Annotated in this window: 14 protein-coding genes, 2 tRNA genes and 1 pseudogene; 8 read left to right on the forward strand and 9 right to left on the reverse strand. The window is 59.8% G+C overall.

All coding sequences use genetic code 11. From position 1 onward, the window contains the following. Positions 1-134: 134 nt before the first annotated feature. Together HMPREF2690_RS02045 and HMPREF2690_RS02050 are read right to left on the reverse strand one after the other, a co-directional pair. Positions 135-207: transfer RNA gene (locus tag HMPREF2690_RS02045), tRNA-Ala, on the reverse strand. Between the two features lie 16 nt (positions 208-223). Beyond that, a tRNA-Ile gene (locus tag HMPREF2690_RS02050) sits at positions 224-297 on the reverse strand. A gap of 725 nt (positions 298-1,022) precedes the next feature. Here HMPREF2690_RS02050 and HMPREF2690_RS12260 point away from each other — a divergent pair. The 3 genes and pseudogenes from HMPREF2690_RS12260 (at position 1,023) to HMPREF2690_RS11865 (ending at position 3,504) form a co-directional block, all read left to right on the forward strand. Next, positions 1,023-2,267: a hypothetical protein gene (locus HMPREF2690_RS12260; protein ID WP_070820037.1), complete on the forward strand. Its 1,245-nt coding sequence runs from the start codon at positions 1,023-1,025 to the stop codon at positions 2,265-2,267. 67 nt (positions 2,268-2,334) lie between these two features. After that, positions 2,335-2,669 (forward strand): annotated as a pseudogene (locus HMPREF2690_RS12335) (IS3 family transposase); the annotation flags it as partial. Between the two features lie 304 nt (positions 2,670-2,973). Beyond that, positions 2,974-3,504, forward strand: a complete 531-nt coding sequence (locus tag HMPREF2690_RS11865; RefSeq protein ID WP_070613788.1) for a hypothetical protein — start codon at positions 2,974-2,976, stop codon at positions 3,502-3,504. Between the two features lie 436 nt (positions 3,505-3,940). Here the strand turns inward: HMPREF2690_RS11865 and HMPREF2690_RS02060 are convergent, their stop codons facing one another. Continuing rightward, complete coding sequence (locus tag HMPREF2690_RS02060; RefSeq protein ID WP_070421925.1) at positions 3,941-4,285, reverse strand: DUF3566 domain-containing protein; 345 nt, start codon at positions 4,283-4,285, stop codon at positions 3,941-3,943. Between the two features lie 3 nt (positions 4,286-4,288). Continuing rightward, complete coding sequence (gene gyrA / locus HMPREF2690_RS02065; RefSeq protein WP_070820038.1) at positions 4,289-6,805, reverse strand: DNA gyrase subunit A; 2,517 nt, start codon at positions 6,803-6,805, stop codon at positions 4,289-4,291. Between the two features lie 70 nt (positions 6,806-6,875). Between gyrA and HMPREF2690_RS02070 the strand changes: the two genes are divergently transcribed. The 4 genes from HMPREF2690_RS02070 to HMPREF2690_RS02085 all read left to right on the forward strand — a co-directional run bounded on the left by HMPREF2690_RS02070 (position 6,876) and on the right by HMPREF2690_RS02085 (position 9,740). After that, the gene (locus HMPREF2690_RS02070; protein ID WP_070421923.1) at positions 6,876-7,088 is read left to right on the forward strand and encodes a CopG family transcriptional regulator; all 213 of its coding nucleotides are present in this window, start codon (positions 6,876-6,878) and stop codon (positions 7,086-7,088) included. Then, a complete protein-coding gene (locus HMPREF2690_RS02075) occupies positions 7,088-7,348 on the forward strand; it encodes a TetR family transcriptional regulator (RefSeq protein ID WP_209273004.1) in 261 nt (86 codons plus the stop codon). The genes HMPREF2690_RS02070 and HMPREF2690_RS02075 overlap by 1 nt, the downstream gene beginning before the upstream one ends. A gap of 79 nt (positions 7,349-7,427) precedes the next feature. Further along, the gene (locus HMPREF2690_RS02080; protein ID WP_070820039.1) at positions 7,428-9,275 is read left to right on the forward strand and encodes a Rib/alpha-like domain-containing protein; all 1,848 of its coding nucleotides are present in this window, start codon (positions 7,428-7,430) and stop codon (positions 9,273-9,275) included. Between the two features lie 27 nt (positions 9,276-9,302). After that, positions 9,303-9,740: a hypothetical protein gene (locus HMPREF2690_RS02085; protein ID WP_141761173.1), complete on the forward strand. Its 438-nt coding sequence runs from the start codon at positions 9,303-9,305 to the stop codon at positions 9,738-9,740. Positions 9,741-9,871: 131 nt separating this feature from the next. Here HMPREF2690_RS02085 and HMPREF2690_RS02090 read toward each other — a convergent pair whose 3' ends face one another. Beyond that, a complete protein-coding gene (locus HMPREF2690_RS02090; RefSeq protein ID WP_141750596.1) occupies positions 9,872-10,771 on the reverse strand; it encodes a chymotrypsin family serine protease in 900 nt (299 codons plus the stop codon). Between the two features lie 114 nt (positions 10,772-10,885). On the opposite strand from HMPREF2690_RS02090, the gene HMPREF2690_RS02095 reads away from it, so the two are divergent. Continuing rightward, positions 10,886-11,320 (forward strand): DUF6918 family protein, encoded by a 435-nt coding sequence (locus HMPREF2690_RS02095; protein ID WP_070421918.1) that lies wholly within the window; start codon positions 10,886-10,888, stop codon positions 11,318-11,320. Between the two features lie 88 nt (positions 11,321-11,408). Here the strand turns inward: HMPREF2690_RS02095 and gyrB are convergent, their stop codons facing one another. From gyrB to recF, 4 genes are all read right to left on the reverse strand, one after another. Beyond that, positions 11,409-13,544, reverse strand: a complete 2,136-nt coding sequence (gyrB, locus tag HMPREF2690_RS02100) for a DNA topoisomerase (ATP-hydrolyzing) subunit B (RefSeq protein WP_371326002.1) — start codon at positions 13,542-13,544, stop codon at positions 11,409-11,411. Between the two features lie 104 nt (positions 13,545-13,648). Beyond that, positions 13,649-14,485, reverse strand: coding sequence for an Abi family protein (locus HMPREF2690_RS02105; protein ID WP_141739320.1), 837 nt, complete (start codon positions 14,483-14,485; stop codon positions 13,649-13,651). Positions 14,486-14,710: 225 nt separating this feature from the next. Next, positions 14,711-15,307, reverse strand: a complete 597-nt coding sequence (locus tag HMPREF2690_RS02110; protein ID WP_070613778.1) for a DciA family protein — start codon at positions 15,305-15,307, stop codon at positions 14,711-14,713. Next, complete coding sequence (recF, locus tag HMPREF2690_RS02115; RefSeq protein WP_070820041.1) at positions 15,291-16,472, reverse strand: DNA replication/repair protein RecF; 1,182 nt, start codon at positions 16,470-16,472, stop codon at positions 15,291-15,293. Before recF ends, HMPREF2690_RS02110 begins: the two co-directional genes overlap by 17 nt. Position 16,473: the final 1 nt, after the last annotated feature.

The raw sequence follows: 16,473 nt of genomic DNA on the forward strand, positions 1-16,473 counted from the left end.
TAAGAGTTCACGCAGGCGCTTTCTATTTGCAGACTTTTCCGGGAGCTTACCGCGCAGCAACCGCTGCCTGGGCCCCTGGTGACCACCAACGCCAAAGGCCAGGTCCCCGGGAGGACCTGGCCTTTGTGTTCCTGTGGAGCATAGGAGAATCGAACTCCTGACATCCTGCTTGCAAAGCAGGTGCTCTACCAACTGAGCTAATGCCCCGTGCCCTTTCGGGCTGTGGGCCTAGCAAGAATCGAACTTGCGACCTCATCGTTATCAGCGATGCGCTCTAACCGACTGAGCTATAGGCCCTGGGAACGAATAGGAATATTACAGAGCACTGCTATAACCGCCAAATCGCCAGGTTGTTGCGGGTTTTTATGCTTATCGTCTAGCTCGTTGTGCATTGCTACTAGACGACCCGCCTGCACCCTCCACATATCCCCAGGTGATGTTGGCGATGGTTTTCAGTATCAGCGTGATCGTCTGGTTCGCCGGAACGGGAGCTAGACGATCAGGGCACAACAACCGCACTCCAACGACACCTCAACGACACCCTCGCGGAACGGGGGTAATTTGCGGGGGTAGGAGGCCTGCACAAATTGGTGAACAATCCGCCCAACCTGGCCTTTTCGCCATGCAGCAGCGCCCCAAGACGGCGCCAAAACCTGTTTTTATACGAGCGTGACAGGCAAAACTCCTGGTGAGGGCCAGATCCCAAGTTGTATACCCATCCGTATGCAAATCAACGCATAGTATGCTGCTGCTCCGGATTGTTGAACGAACCGAACCGGAGCGCAAAAGATCGTTCAACAACCCGGCGCGACAGCCCTAAAATCAGCTCGGATTGAGGAACAATCCGCACGATAAACGGGGTGAAAACGTTGAACAATCCAAAATAAACGTTGAACAATCCGGCCTCGAAAGGGCCGAAAATTCGGCGGGTTTACCAGCGCATACTTGGTGCATAAACTCGAGGGCAGCAAAGGAAATGCGGTGTTTACCGCAAACACCGCAGATAAGTAAGGAGCAGGAAAATGCGCGCAGCACTTCGTACCGGTCTCGCAGCAGCCCTCGCCGCCACCGTCGCCTTCGGTGGAGTTGTTCCGGCTAAAGCTGCAGAGCCTGCTGACGTTGTCGTCGATAATCAAGCGATCTCCGCGGAGCTCATCGACTCCGACGGCGACGGCATCCCCGACATCTGGGAGCGCAACGGCGTTGTCCTCGAGGACGGCACCGTGCTTAACCTGCCTGCTTACGGTGCGGACCCGAGCCGCCCGGACCTGTTCCTCCAGCTCAACTGGATGGAGTCCGAGTACAAGACCCTCGGCTGCGACGCCGATCCTTCCGAGGCTTGCGCCAACGCCAACACCAGGGAATACGGCGTGAAGGCCGAGTCCCTGCAGGAGATGGTTGATCTTTTCGACGACCACGGCATCAACCTCCACGTCGACGCCGGCGAAACCTTCAACAACATTCCCGGCTACGAGGCTCGCGGCGGTGAGACCCTGAAGTACGTCAAGAACTACTTCGAGAACGAAAGCCAGGGTTCGAAGCTGCTGAACAACATCGACGAGATGCTCGGCGAGCGCCAGAACATCTTCCGCATCGGTGTTATCGGCGACCAGATCGACGCCTACAACCTGTCGTCCGGCGCCTCGCTGGTCAACGACACCTCGTTCTTCGTGGCTAACCACCGCTTCATGAACTCGGAAGAGATGCTGCGCAACACCATCCTGCACGAGCTAGGCCACACCCTCGGCCTGCGCCACCAGGGTGCGCACGCGGTGGTCAAGGACATCCAGGGCATGCGTCTGGATACCTCGGCTTACAAGTCGGTGATGAACTACGACTACCAGTTCGACTACTTCAACTACTCGGAGAAGCCATACCTGCTCGACACCCCGTTCGGTGTGCGCGAGGTTCCGGCGGACTGGGAAGCACTGGCCATCAACGCTTGGCGCATCGGTGCCCGTGGTGTTGCCTCGGCTCCGTCGCAGGAAGGCGCGGTCAACGACCCGGCTCCGAAGGAGCAGCCTGAGGAGGAGCAGCCGGCAGAGCAGCCAGCACCTGAGGCCGAGAAGCCCGCTGAGAACCAGCTGGAAAAGCCCGCCGAGAAGCCAGCCGAGCACGAGCAGCACGCTGAACAGAAGGACAAGCCGGCTCCGGTTGTTGAGAAGGACGCCAACGTCGCGGCGATCGTCGCCCCGGTCGTGGCAATCCTGGCCTTGATCGGCATCGGCTTCGCGGTGATGAACATGATGCCGGGCCTGGGGTTCTAACCCAGCGCAGGCCAGTACAAGTTAGTGAAGCGTCCTGGATTTAGTTCCTAGCTTTGCTAAGGAAGGATTGGTCACTACATCCAGATGGTATTCCGTCGAATTCAAGGAAAGGCGGTCGATCAAATCGTTGAGATAGTCCGTGTTGAATCTTGCTCGTTGCAACACACTAATGAAGAAGTCGGGGTACTGCTTGGCGTATCCCATCACGCGTTGCGCTCGTGGTTCCGCGAATTGGTTGTGCTTCGCGGCCAGGCGACATCCTCGGGTGGGGAATCTATCTAAGAAGAACTCAAGCGGCCATGCCGACAAATCCGTGAGTTGAAACGAGCCAACAAGATTGTGAAATCTGCTTCGGTTTTTCGCGACGAAACTCGACCGACCCACCGCCAGATGATCTCTTATAGAGAACTCTCGTCCATTAGAAACCCCTGACCCCAAGGCCTCCCACGAGTACCTTTGAAGTCTTGCGTCGGACCCTTGCGGGGCCAGTGACTGCCCCAGAGTTACCCGCCCATCTCGATTGCCGCTCGATCAGCTCCAGTCTGTTTTTATCGAATACACAGTCTAAACTCATACATTAACGTTATATGTTAAATCAATAAGAATAGCGCAGCATCAGTTGCGGGGCTGGACAGCATTTAGAAAATTTTATACCGGATGACTTTTCATCCCACGGTTTGTTCACCTCCGTCCGAGAAAGGGAATTATGCCGCAAACACAGAAGAAACTACTTTCCGGCTTTACTGCGGCGGTGATTGCATTGACAGCCACCACCGCAATCGGAACTGCTAACGCGGATACGCCCGCAGCCGATGAGTCTGTACAAAGCGCCATCGAAAAAACGAAGATTGAGCAAAATGCTGATCTTTCCTCGACTGAGGAAGTCACCTTCGAGCCATCTATTTCCAATTACTCTGCAGATGGACTCACCGCAGCTCCTGGAGCAAGTGGAGCATACGTAGGTATCAACGTAAACGGTAGTGGACTTCATGTAGATACTGTCTACGTGAATTACTTTTCTGGGGCTGAGCTTGAAAACTCCACAGTAGAAGACATGGAGCTTGCCTGGTACGAAGGCGGCCAGCGACGCACAGAAACTACCGGCCCTGATAGTGGATGGGTGCGTGCTACTCGTAAGTGGGATTTTAACCGCAGCATTGACGCTGGCCCTATGTGTGGACGCGTCAAGGTTGAAGGAAAGTGGAGTAACTACGCCTGCGTAGAAATCAAACCTTAGGAAACCGCAAAAAGGGCGAGGAGCTAATGACGTCCTCGCCCTTTTTGCAATCTTTTCTACATCCTGCCCTTTTGCTTATCGACATCAGTGCGCAAATCCGTTTTATCCACCGATCGGTACCCGTTGGCGAAACCCCGCAGAATTTTGACTACCCACCAAATCACGGTAACTACGATGAAAACAAGGATCGCATAGACGAGAAACTCCTGCATCGAGAAATTAATTGTCGGCCTCCTATCAGATACAGCAATTACAAAAACTCACCGCAATAGTAAGGCGGACGGTTATCTGACGCACGGTTGAGAAATTATTCGTATCCAATCCGTTATGTAGCAATCTGTACAAAACCGGGGACAGTTCACAAGCCAGCACAGAAAAGACTTAACGCGCCCCGGGAGGTACGACCCGGGGCGCGTTTTGGTGTCGTCGATAAGCGCTATTTTGCCCTGTTAGACATGGTGTAGCGCACACCACCGACGAGGTCCGCGACGGCGTTGTACATGATCGCGGTCAGCGGCGCCATGATGGACATGAACACCACACCGGCCAGGCCGAACAGGGCCGCGGCCATCATGGCGAGTTTCATGTCCACCACTTGGTCGCCGCCCACGCCGCCGATGAGCGAGTTGATGGACTCGACCACCCCGGCGCGGTCCAGCGCGAGGTACACCAGCACTGCGGCGAGCATCCAGGCGATGAACCCGAACAAGGCAAGCAGCGTCGCAACCTTAAAGACGGATCCGGCGCTGACGTTCCGGATTGTCACTTTGCGCGCGGCCATGGGCTACTCCTTCGCATCGTCGAGGGTCTTCTGGCCGGTTGCCACGGCAGTGGCTTCCTCTTCGCCCTCGTCTTCGACGTTGCGGTCAATGGCAAGCAGTTCCACGCCGTCGTTGAGGTCCACCAGGCGCACGCCCATGGTCGCGCGTGACGACGGACGGATCTGGTTGACCTCAGTACGAATCACGCCACCCGCGGAGGTGATGGCGAAGATCTGGTCCTCCTCGGTCACGGCCAGGGCGCCGATGAGCTTGCCGCGCTTCGGGGTGTACTTGAAGGTCATCACACCCATGCCGCCGCGGCCCTGGGTGTTGTACTCCTCGATGGCGGTGCGCTTGCCGTAGCCGCCGGAGGTGGCCACGAGCAGGAACTGGCCGTCTTGGACGACGGTCATGGCGAGCAGTTGGTCGTCGCCACGGAAGCGCATGCCCTTCACGCCGGCGGTTGCGCGGCCCATCGGGCGCAGCTGCTCGTCGTCGGCGGAGAAGCGGATCGCCTGGCCCTGTTCGGAGACGAGCAGGATGTCGTCGTCCTCACCAACGAGGGACGCGCCGATGAGGGCGTCGCCTTCGTTGAGGTTCAGGGCGATCAGGCCGGAGGAACGTGCGGATTCGTAGTCGGTCAGGCGCGACTTCTTCACACGACCATCGCGGGTGGCCAGGACCAGGTACGGAGCGTCCTCGTAGGACTGGATCTGGATGACCTGGGCGATCTTCTCTTCCGGCTGGAACTCCAGCAGGTTAGCCACGTGCTGGCCGCGGGCCGTGCGGCCTGCTTCCGGCAGTTCGTAGGCCTTGAGGCGGTAGACGCGGCCGAAGTTGGTGAAGAACAGGATCCAGTCGTGGGTGGAGCAAATGAAGAAGTTCTTCACCACGTCGTCCTGCTTCAGCTCGGCGCCGCGCACGCCCTTGCCGCCGCGCTTCTGGGACTTGTAGGCATCCACCTTGGTGCGCTTGGCGTAGCCCGTGGAGGTGATCGTGACCACGACGTTTTCGCGGGCGATGAGATCCTCTTCGGTGACGTCGCCGGTTGCGGCAACGATCTGGGTGCGGCGCTCGTCGCCATACTTGTCGACGATCTCACCCAGCTCCTCGCCAACAATCTGACGCTGACGCTCCGGCTTGGCCAAGATGTCCTTGTAGTCGGCGATTTGTTCCTCGATGGCTGCGAGGTCGTCGACAATTTTCTGGCGCTCCAGCGCTGCCAGGCGGCGCAGCTGCATGGCTAGGATTTCGTTGGCCTGGATCTCGTCGACATCGAGAAGCTTCATTAGGCCCTGGCGGGCGTCGTCGACAGTCGGCGAGTTGCGGATCAGGGCAATGACCTCATCCAACGCATCCAGCGCCTTGACCAGACCACGCAGGATGTGGGCGCGCTTCTCGGCCTCGTCCAGGCGGTACTGGGTGCGGCGGACGATGACTTCGATCTGGTGCTTGACGTAGTAACGCAGCATCTGATCCAGGCGCAGGGTGCGCGGCACACCGTCGACGATGGACAGCATGTTGGCGGAGAAGTTCGTCTCCAGCTGGGAGTGCTTGTACAGGTTGTTTAGCACCACGCGCGGCACAGCGTCGCGCTTGAGGGTGACCACGATGCGCATGCCCACACGGTCGGAGGACTCGTCCTCGATCTTGGAGATGCCCACCATCTTGCCGTTGGTGACCTGCTCGGCGATGTTGTGGATGAAGTTATCCGGGTTGACCTGGTACGGCAGCTCGGTGATCGTGATGACCTGGCGGTTGCCAATCTCCTCGATCTCCGTCACGCCGCGCATGCGGATGGAGCCGCGGCCGGTGGTGTAGGCGTCCTTAATACCCTGATCACCCACGATGAGGCCGGCGGTTGGGAAGTCCGGGCCCTTCACGCGCTCCATGACGGCGTCGAGGGTGGTCTGCTCGTCCGCGTCGTGGTTGTCCAGGATCCACTGGATCGCGGCCGCCAGCTCGTTGAGGTTGTGCGGCGGGATGTTGGTGGCCATACCCACGGCGATGCCGTTGGAGCCGTTCATCAGAAGGTTCGGCACACGGGACGGCAGCACGGCTGGCTCTTGGGTTTTGCCGTCGTAGTTCGGGTTGAAGTCGACGGCGTTTTCGCGGATGTCGCGCACCATCTCCATGGCCAGCGGAGTCATCTTGCACTCCGTGTAACGCATAGCAGCTGGGCCGTCGTTGCCCGGCGAGCCGAAGTTACCCTGGCCATCCACCAGCGGGTAGCGCATCGCCCACGGCTGCGCCATACGCACGAGGGTGTCGTAGATAGCGATGTCACCGTGCGGGTGGAAGTTACCCATGGTGTCTGCCACCGGCTTTGCACTCTTCACGTAGGAGCGCTCGGGGCGGTAGCCGTTGTCATACATTGCGTAGATGATGCGGCGGTGGACCGGCTTCATGCCGTCGCGCACATCTGGGAGTGCACGACCGACGATCACGCTCATGGCGTAATCGATGTAGCTGGTCTGCATCTCCTCGTTGATGTCGATTGGTTGAATGCGGTCCAAGCCGCCAGTGGTGTCATCAGCCATGTGATTGAGTCTAGCGGGCTTCTGTGGCTTTTTCCGCCACGACCATGGATCGCCGTGGTATCAAAGTGGTATGGCTATGACGCTCCGGTTGACCGCAGACGAAGACAAAGCGCTCGTTTTACTCGCATCCGCATGGGGGTGCTCCAAGCAGGAAGCCGCGCGTCGTGCGGTGGTCTCCTCCGCAACGCGTTTGCTTGACGACGCCACCGTCACCGACCTCGCACGCTCCCTCATCCCCGGCTACACCGCCATGGAATCACGCATCCGGCAGGCACGCTCGTGATGGGCTTGAGTGCAGAGCAGTTGCTGGCCATCGCCGACGAGTACTGCGACTTCCACGGCTGCCACATCACGTCCTTCGGGTTCCTGGCGGCGTGTGCTGCCGTGCCAGGCTCCCGGTTCCACGGCGTGCCGGTCTTCGACTCGGTGGACGCCGCAGCCGAGGCCTTGTCCTCTTCTATTACTGCGCTCGCACCGCTGTCGTCTGGCAACGAGGGCTTCGCCGTGGTTGCCGCAGAGGTGTATCGGCGCTGGGCGGGATAAACGGGATAAATCCGAAAACTCGCATTACAGGTGTCTAGGGGTATAGTCGAAAAGTTCTTATAACTTATTGGAGGCAGCCATGAAGTTCAGTCGCACCGCAATTGCGGTCGCCACCACCGCCGCGTTGTTGGGCGGCGGTGTTGCCCTGCCCCACTCCCCCGCAACCGCCGCCACCTCTCAAGCCTTCCTGTCCGGACTCACGTGGCCGGTCAAGCAGGTTACGCCCGGCGGTACCGTGGAGATCGCCCCGCAGGGCTCCATCCCCAGCAACGTGCGCTTCGAGGGTTCCGACGACTACCTGGGCTACCGGTTCAGCACCAACCCACGCACCGGCGTGGTCACCATGCACGTCGCCGAAGACGTGATCCCGAACCAGCGCACCCAGTTCATGATCACCGGCAGCGACGGCGTGCGCGCACGCAGTTTCCCCATCATGATCCACGTCGTCGACACCATCGGCGAGATGGCAAAGAAGTATCCCCTGTCGTACTACCCAGCGTTCACCGTCGAAGACAGCTCCGATTCGGTGCTCTCCGTAGCGCAACTGCAGGGTGACTTCCCCGAAGGCACCCGATTCGAAGTCACCGCTCCCGACCATTTCAAGGTCACCGCAGCCGCCAACGGCGATCTGTCTGTCACGCAGCTCGATCCGGTCAAGCCAGGCTCCAAGAGCGCAGCCAGCGTGAAGGTGATGTACCCCGACGGCTCGTTCCGCAACGTGCGTGCAGATATCTACACCTACTCCAAGAAGTCCAGCGAGTCCCTTGGCAGCGGTGCGTCTATCGAGGACTTCTTCAACAACATCTACGACAACGCCTTCACCCCGAAGTGGCACGACAAGACAATGAGCGGCAGCGAGCAAGCCTCCACCGCGTTGGCGGACGCCCTGCCCGAAGGCACCACCTTCAAGGCACGACCCGATCTCAACCCGAGCATCTTCCGCTTTATTGATGTCGATGTTGACGAGGCCAGCGGGGTTGTCGTCGTCAAGCCAAAGCGCCCACTGACAGCACCCTGGACCTTCCAAATCCCAGTCGAGGTCACCACCCCGGACAACCTCGTCGGCATCGGATGGGCGACCTTCACCGTCACCGAAGACGGCAAGTGGAACTCCGAAACCTTCACCGTGAAATACCCCGCCGCGAGCGCCACCACCACGGAAATCGCCACAGCCAAACCGGTCGGCGACTTCCCCAAAGGCACCACGTTTGAGATCAACCAAACGCCCCCGGCCGGCTGGCAGGTGAAGATCGACCGCCACACCGGCGAAATCAACCTGACCCCGCCGCAGCGCACCAGGGCCGGCACCACCGTGACCATGCCGGTAACCGCTCGCTTCCCCGACGGGTCGCGCACGTACCTTGAGACCAACTTCACCTTCACCAAACCCGAGGTGGAACAGGCATCCGTGACCACCGTGCGCTACCCCACCGCAAGACTCCTTCCCGGGGAAAGCGTGACCGTGAAGCCAAACAACTGGCCGGACGGCGCCGTAGTGAGCATCACTAACTTGGTCGTCCGTGACCTCACGTTTACGGCCGACACCTCCACGGGTGCCATCACCATCACAGCAGGTAAGAACGCGGACGTTGCGCAAATTGCGGCGAATGTGGTGGTGACCTACAAGGACGGCTCGCAAAACACGGCCCGCCTGCCAATCGCCATCCGCAGCAACACCACGACCGCAACGCAGCCTTCTGATGCGCCTGGTCCTGGTTCGCCCGCTCCTGCGCCTGCGCCTGCGCCGAAGCCGGGGACGCCGTCCACCGCCAATCCGGCACCCGCGCCTGCGCCTGCACCGACTCCTGGCGGTACGGACAAGGAGGGGTCCAGCACCGGCGGCATCATCGCCATCGTGCTCGGCGTCCTGGCCCTGCTCGGCGCCGCAGGGTTCGCAGTGACACAGATGGGTTCATTGCCCTTCTAACGATCCCGAGCGCTTAACATGTCTGCCATGAAGAAAATCGCCACCACCGCCACTGCGATTGCCGTGGCCGCTGCCGTCGTCACCACGGTCGCACCAGCTCACGCCGAACCCGCCGTCACGCAGCTCTCCACCACGAGCTCCGGTGGTTCCTCCAAGCCGAACTACCGTCCGGACTACGACAAGGACCTCGACGTGCCAGAAAAGCGCCCGCTTGAGGGCTCCTACACCGGCTCGGCTCCGATCTCGTTGACCATCGCGTTGGTGACCACGCTGGTTGCCATCCAGGCCATCGTCGATTTCGTGCCGCCAGTGCGCCAAGCTGTCGACGACGTAGCCAAGCAGTTCAACCTCACCCACGTCGTGGGCTCCTCCGAGAGCAACCGAATCTTCCCGGCACAGTTCATTACGTCCCAGGTCACGCAGGCGATTGACCAATTCCAGAAAAATCCTCCGTCGTTTAAGTAACGCCCCGCAACCGCGTATGTTACGGTTGTGAACTGTTGTGGTTGCAGTGACTTATGGGGCTGCGGAGGAAGAACTGCAACCAAAAAGACCGCGTCCAGTCCTGGACGCGGTCTTGTCGTTTACCTCCGGTTCTAGCCCCAGTAATAGAAGTTGTACTGACTCAGGTACTCAAGCACAGGGCCGATTGCGGCAGCACCGATTTGGGTAGCATTCACCTTCGGTCCGAAGGACAGGACACCTGCGGCGTAGCGGCCATTCGGCCCCTCAACCCACACTGGGCCGCCGGAATCGCCGTGGTCCGAAATGTTCCGGAACCGGAACACCAGCGGACTTGGAGTATCGATGTAGTAGCCACACGACAAGCCGCTGCGCCAACCTAGACGGCAAAGCTTCGGCTCAGTCCTATCGATTGCCGGCAAACCAGCAACACCCTGCACACGGCCAACACCTGGAACGGTCGGGTCAATCTGCACATTGGGGTTATCAAGGAAAATGACTGCGAAATCAGCATCGACCCCAATCCGATTCGGCATGCCGGTCGAAGAGATAAACCGACCCGCATACATGAGCTGGTTATTGGGAAGCATCACAAACGCACGGTCCCCTGTCACACCGCAGTGACCGGCGGTCAGGTTGAACACACGGTTAGTGTTCTGCTGGCGCAGCATCCACCCAAAACTGCATTCGCCTTTAGGACGACCCGCCTGGTCAAACACCGTATATTTGGCGCCCGGCGCCACCTTGCCCAGATTGACAAGCCGTTCGAAGCCCTGGGACTGGCGGTACACCTCGGTGTTGCGCATACCAGCGGTTACACGCGGTGCAGGCTTCTGCGGCTGCTGCGAAGGCCGAGGCTGCGGCGCAGGGTTGGGCCTCTCCCTGTCCGGTTGCGTAATGTTCTGCTGCCCTGGGTTTTCTGAACTTAACTCCCCCGATGACAATCCGCCGATGAGTCCGAGAACCGTCAGAATCGCGATGACCATACCTGCGATCTCAGGAAGCCGAGAAGCGATGTCTTTAAAATCAGGCATAACGTTTCCTGTCAATTAGTGCCGAAGATACTGAAGACTATATCCCCGCTCCCTGACAGCTGCTTGTTTTCCTGCAAACACGAATCGTGTCGTACGGCAAGTACACTGCCCACTATGAGTGATCTATCCAAGCTTCTCGACGCCTCCACCCGTTCCAAGCTCGTCGAGGACCTGACCCAACTGACGGAAACCACCGTGGCCAACCAGTCCGGCCTGACCGGCATGGCCCTCAAGTCCGCCATCGCTGCAGGTAAGAAGGCTGATGCAGACGCCGTGAGCAAGGGGCTGAACAAGTTCCTGCCGGACCTCGTCGAGTCGCTGAACCCGCACTGGAACGCCTTCAAGGCAAGCGGCCAGCAGGACTTCGGTGGGTTCCTCGCCGCGAACGAGGACTCCGTGATCGATTCCGTCCTCAAGGCTGGCGATACCGCCATCGAATCCATGCCCAGCGCGCTGAAGAAGGTCTACTCCACGCTGCGCGGCAAGGCGAAGAAGATTGTGAGTCCGGCGTTGCCGGACCTGGGGCGTGTCGTCGAAAAGTACGCGTAGCGCAAAGCACCCGCAGCACCCCACAACCGCCAACGCCCCGTCACCTCCACCAAGGGAAGTGCCGGGCGTTGCTGTACGCGCCTACAACCTAGACGTCGAGGAAGCGGACGTCCTTCGCGCGGCGGGTGATGAAGCTGCGGCGTGCCGCGACGTCGTCGCCCATCAGGATGGAGAACAACTCGTCGGCGCGCTGCGCGTCCTCGAGCTCCACGCGGCGCAGGATGCGGGTCTCCGGGTCCAGGGTGGTCTCCCACAGCTCCTTGGCGTTCATCTCGCCCAGGCCCTTGTAACGCTGGATGCCGTCATCGGTGTTGATCTTGCGGCCGGCCTCCAGGCCCTCCGCCAGCAGCTCGTCGCGCTCGCGGTCGGAGAAGGCGTAGCCCGGCTCGCCCTTGCCCCACTTGAGCTTGTACAACGGCGGGTTAGCCAGGTACACGTGGCCGTTCTCCACCAGTTCCGGCATGAAGCGGAATAGCAAGGTCAGCAGCAGGGTGGCGATGTGCTGGCCGTCCACGTCAGCATCGGCCATGAGCACGATCTTGTGGTAGCGCAGTTTCGCAATGTCGAACTCTTCGTGGATACCCGTGCCCAGGGCGGTGATGATGGCCTGGACCTCGGCGTTCTTGAGCACGCGGTCCATGCGGGCCTTCTCCACGTTCAGGATCTTGCCTCGCAGCGGCAGGATCGCCTGGTACTTGGAGTCGCGGCCGCCCTTTGCGGAACCGCCTGCGGAGTCACCCTCCACGATGAACAGTTCGGACTTTGCAGGGTCCTTCGAACGGCAGTCCGCCAGCTTGCCCGGCAGGCCACCCAGGTCCGTCGCAGACTTACGACGAACCAGGTCACGCGCCTTACGCGCCGCCTGACGAGCCTGCGAGGACGCCACCGCCTTGTTCACGATGACCTTCGCCTCAGCCGGGTTCGCGTCGAACCAGTCGGACAGGTTCTCGTTGATGGCGCGCTGGACAAAGCCCTTGACCTCAGTGTTGCCCAGCTTCGTCTTCGTCTGGCCCTCGAACTGCGGGTCAGCCACGCGTACGGAGACGACAGCGGCGAGGCCTTCACGGCAGTCGTCGCCAGTAAGATTCGGCTCCTTGTCCTTGAGCAGCTTGTGCTCGCGGGCGTAGCGGTTCATCAACGTGGTCAGCGCGGCACGGAAACCTTCCTCGTGCGTACCGCCCTCATGCGTGTTGATGGTGTTGGCAAAGGTGTGGACAGACTCCTTAAACGAGCTGTTCCACTGCATCGCCACCTCAGCCTCGAGGCCGTCACCCTTCTGGTCGAAACCGACGATGGTCGGGTGGATGGCGGTCTTCGACTTGTTCAGGTAGTTGACGTAGTCAATCAGGCCGTCTGGGTAGTGGTAGACAACCTTCTTCTCGCGCTTCTTCTTGACGTCCGGCGCAACCTCATCGCCAGCCTCAACCGGGTTGCCGTCGCCGTCCTTATCCACCTCGGACGCGTCGACGGTTTCGGTGTTGTCGTCGAACGAGTCGCCGTCGATAAGCGCCGCAGTGTCGCCCTCTTCGGCGATCGCCTCGAGCTCGAGTTCCTCGTCAGTGACGCGCTGGTCCGTCAGCGTGATCGTCAGGCCCTTGTTCAGGAACGCCATTTCCTGTAGGCGGCGTGCGATGGTGTCGTAGTTGAACTCGACCGTCTCAAAAATCTCCGGGTCCGGCCAGAACCGAATCGTCGTACCGGTACCGCGGGCGTTGCCGCCCTCCTCCAGCTTGTCCGGCACAGCCATCTTGAAGTTCTGCAGCCAGTGCTTGCCGTCGCGCTTAATGTCCGCCTCAACACGAGTCGACAGCGCGTTCACCACGGAAATACCAACACCGTGCAAACCACCAGACACCGCGTAGGAATCCGAGTCGAACTTACCGCCGGCGTGCAGCTGCGTCATGACAACCTGCACCGTCGGTGCACCAGACGGGTGCATCTCCACCGGAATACCGCGACCATTATCGACGACCTGAACGCCGCCGTCTTCCAACAACGTCACATCGACCTGGTCGGCGTAGCCCGCCATCGCCTCGTCGACAGAGTTGTCCACGACCTCCCACACCAAGTGGTGCAGACCGCGCACACCGGTGGAACCGATGTACATGCCTGGGCGCTTACGCACCGCCTCGAGGCCCTCGAGGATAGTAATCGACGACGCGTCGTAATGGGGTTGCTGTTCAGCCACTGCGGGACGCTCCTCCATGCGTGAAATATGAGCCATAGGCCCGTTGAACTCGTTTCATCTTACACGCCGAGGGGGACATAACGGGCACCCGTCCAACCCGCGAGCGGGCGTTTCACGCCCCAATTTCACGTTTTCGGGTTTTAAAGGACAGTCAATCCGTCAAGGAAATCTTGTTGCTGGGCGATCACAGAACGAAAGCGGTTGTTTTGTCGGATAACCTCCGCAACGTCCTCGTCGATATAGCTCGCGATACTAACGAGGTTATCCGCATCACTATTAAAGTTGTGCCGTCCGAGAAGATGTTCATGATGAGCGATCCGGTTCCGTAACTTGGCAAACTGGTTTAATTCGTTCCTCAGCTGGGAACGCTTGCCTTGATAGTTCGGAAAAGCCTCAACCAAACACGGCTCCCATAGCGTCTGTTCGTAGTTGAGATAGCCGCGCCCTGGACCCGAGTCTCCGTTATTCAACAAGCTAAGCCACATTCCTAGAGAAACTTTTCCTACAAAATAGTCCCCCGAAATAGCAGAACTGGGACGCTTCCGTTTAATCTCACTCAGTTTCTGTTCAAATGCACGGTAGTCTTTTCGCGTCAGAAGGATGTACTTGCTCTTGAGCTGATTCCCTTCTTCGGAAGACGATATGGAGTCTTCTCCATTCATCACTAACGTATGCCAACCGTCTTCGTGGTCTATATCGAAGTAGTCGCACAGTTCGTCGTTCATAGCGTTGCGGACGAGAACCTCCACCAGCGCCACTGCGGGCCAAAAAGACCCCGCGATTTGTGAGTCCCAGAAATACAGTCGACTTGCAGCCCGGTTAATTCTTTCAGAAAGTTCGAGGTGTTGTTCCGCCCTTGGTAAGCGATCAACTGGCGCTTCCTGTCCATTCTTTCCTGGCGTTAAAACATAATCCCGAAACGTTGACATTCTCGGCGAAGAAGCGATGAGATTCATATTCAGATCGCTGAAATTCATTTCCACCCCCAGAAATTTCAAATGCCCCGAGCGTCCTGAAAACTCAGAACCTTCGCCGTTACTGGCTCAATCTGCGGGGCTTACATGGAAAACAATAAGCGACACTTTTCCCCAACGCAAGCTCTAACTGCGTGAGGGTATTGACATTCAAATCAGTAACCCCGGTGATGTGCTGATGCAGGGATCGCTCCGGGGCTTTCGGGGGAAACAATACCACCGTAATCCCTACCCATACGTATCCCGCGGGCCGCGGCCTTTGACGTGCAGCGGGCCGTAGCGCCAACTTTTCGTCTTCGGTCCGTAAATGTGCAGTTTGGTCACCACGTCCGGCCCGACTTTCTCGGCGATGGCGCGCAGCACTTCGCGCTGCATGTACTTCATCTGGGTCGCCCACGCGGTGGAATCACAACTCACGTGCACTTCGTCGCCCTTGATCATCTCCACGTGCGTGTGCTGTGCGATCTTCTCCCCGACCAGGTCCTCCCAGTGCCCCATCACCCAGCCATGCGCCATCTTTTCGGTCCAGTCGCGTTTGCGCACTTCTTTGCCCAGCAGGTTGGCAAAGGAGGAGACTTTGTAACTCCTCGGCAGCGCGCGTCCGTCCAGGCCGGTGGGAATCCCCCGAACATCTGCTTGTCGACGACCCCCTTCCGGCAAGTCCAACCCCGGCACCGTGATGGTGCGGTGGTCGTCGATAAGCGTTGGCTTGTTGCGCCTTGGAATCACACTTGTGCCCTGCCGGGAGAGGTCCGGCAGGCGGCCGCCGCGTTTGCGGGCGGTGGCGCGCAGGTTGTCGAAGGTGGTTTTAATGAGATCGCTCAATCGAACTCACCCCATCCTCCATGGTCACGGCGTAGCGGGCGGTGACGGCGTCGTCGAGGTTGCCGGGCAGATCGTCGCCAACCGCAGCGGTAATCAGGACCTGCTCGGCCTCTTCGGCCACGTGAACGAGGCGCTCGCGGCGTTTGGCGTCGAGTTCGGCGAAGACGTCGTCGAGAATCAGCACCGGATCCTTGCCGTCGCTGGACAACAATTGGTATTCGGCCAGGTGCAGTGACAACGCATACGACCAGGTCTCCCCGTGCGAGGCGTAACCTTTCGCAGGGTTGTCGCCGAGCATGAGCGCCAGGTCGTCGCGGTGCGGGCCGACCAGCGTGATGCCCCGGTCGATCTCCTCCTTGCGGCGCCGCCCCAACTCCGTGAGCATCGCCGCCTCAAACACGGCAGGGTCCCGCGAGGGCCCGCCGGCGAGCTCCGTGACAGCTTTGTCCAGCGTAGAGCGGTATTCCACCGACGCCGGCCGCGATTCCGGCGCCACCGAGTGGTACGCCTCCGCGATCAGGGGCCCAAGCGTATCGACGAGCCCATGCCGCCCCGCCACCACCTGCGCCCCAAAATGTGCAAGCTGGCCGTCCCACACGTCGAGGGTGCTCAAGGCGCTGGCGCCGTCGTCGTCACCATAGCCCCTGCGAAGCGCCATGTTTGAGTGCTTGAGCAGTGCGTTTCGTTGGCGCAGCACCCGCTCATAATCCGCGCGGGCCCCGCCAAGACGCGGCGTGCGCAGCGCCGCCAGGTCGTCCAGGAAGCGACGCCGCTCCGCCGGCTCACCATTGATCAGCCGCAGATCCTCCGGCGAAAACATCACCGTGCTCAACACGCCCAGGATCTCCCGGGCGGACTTCAACTTCGTGCGGTTGATCTGCGCCTGGTTCGCCCCATGCGGCTTGATCAGCAGGTGGGTTGTGAGTTCGCGGCCGTCGTTGACCGTGGTGACCGAGACGCGCGCGTTCGGTTTGTTGCTGGCTACGAGCGGTGCATCCGTAGATACCCGGTGGCTCGACAACGTGGATGTGTAGTGCACAGCCTCCACAATGTTGGTCTTGCCATGGCCGTTGCGCCCGGCGATCACCGTCACCCCCGGCTCGAGCTTGAGATTCAACTCGGGCCACGAGCGGAAATCACGCAGATCAAGCTCGCGGACGTGCATA

Source organism: Corynebacterium sp. HMSC034E11 (assembly GCF_001835905.1).
In the GTDB taxonomy this organism is placed as follows: Bacteria; Actinomycetota; Actinomycetes; order Mycobacteriales; family Mycobacteriaceae; genus Corynebacterium; species Corynebacterium coyleae.

Coding starts and splice junctions, on each gene's coding strand:
- HMPREF2690_RS11865 (WP_070613788.1), top strand. CDS start 2,974: ATGCCGCAAACACAGAAGAAACTACTTTCCGGCTTTACTGCGGCGGTG.
- gyrB (WP_371326002.1), bottom strand. CDS start 13,544: ATGGCTCATATTTCACGCATGGAGGAGCGTCCCGCAGTGGCTGAACAG.
- HMPREF2690_RS02105 (WP_141739320.1), bottom strand. CDS start 14,485: ATGAATTTCAGCGATCTGAATATGAATCTCATCGCTTCTTCGCCGAGA.
- recF (WP_070820041.1), bottom strand. CDS start 16,472: ATGCACGTCCGCGAGCTTGATCTGCGTGATTTCCGCTCGTGGCCCGAG.
- HMPREF2690_RS02080 (WP_070820039.1), top strand. CDS start 7,428: ATGAAGTTCAGTCGCACCGCAATTGCGGTCGCCACCACCGCCGCGTTG.
- HMPREF2690_RS02060 (WP_070421925.1), bottom strand. CDS start 4,285: ATGGCCGCGCGCAAAGTGACAATCCGGAACGTCAGCGCCGGATCCGTC.
- HMPREF2690_RS02090 (WP_141750596.1), bottom strand. CDS start 10,771: ATGCCTGATTTTAAAGACATCGCTTCTCGGCTTCCTGAGATCGCAGGT.
- HMPREF2690_RS02070 (WP_070421923.1), top strand. CDS start 6,876: ATGGCTATGACGCTCCGGTTGACCGCAGACGAAGACAAAGCGCTCGTT.
- HMPREF2690_RS12260 (WP_070820037.1), top strand. CDS start 1,023: ATGCGCGCAGCACTTCGTACCGGTCTCGCAGCAGCCCTCGCCGCCACC.
- HMPREF2690_RS02085 (WP_141761173.1), top strand. CDS start 9,303: ATGAAGAAAATCGCCACCACCGCCACTGCGATTGCCGTGGCCGCTGCC.
- gyrA (WP_070820038.1), bottom strand. CDS start 6,805: ATGGCTGATGACACCACTGGCGGCTTGGACCGCATTCAACCAATCGAC.
- HMPREF2690_RS02095 (WP_070421918.1), top strand. CDS start 10,886: ATGAGTGATCTATCCAAGCTTCTCGACGCCTCCACCCGTTCCAAGCTC.
- HMPREF2690_RS02075 (WP_209273004.1), top strand. CDS start 7,088: ATGGGCTTGAGTGCAGAGCAGTTGCTGGCCATCGCCGACGAGTACTGC.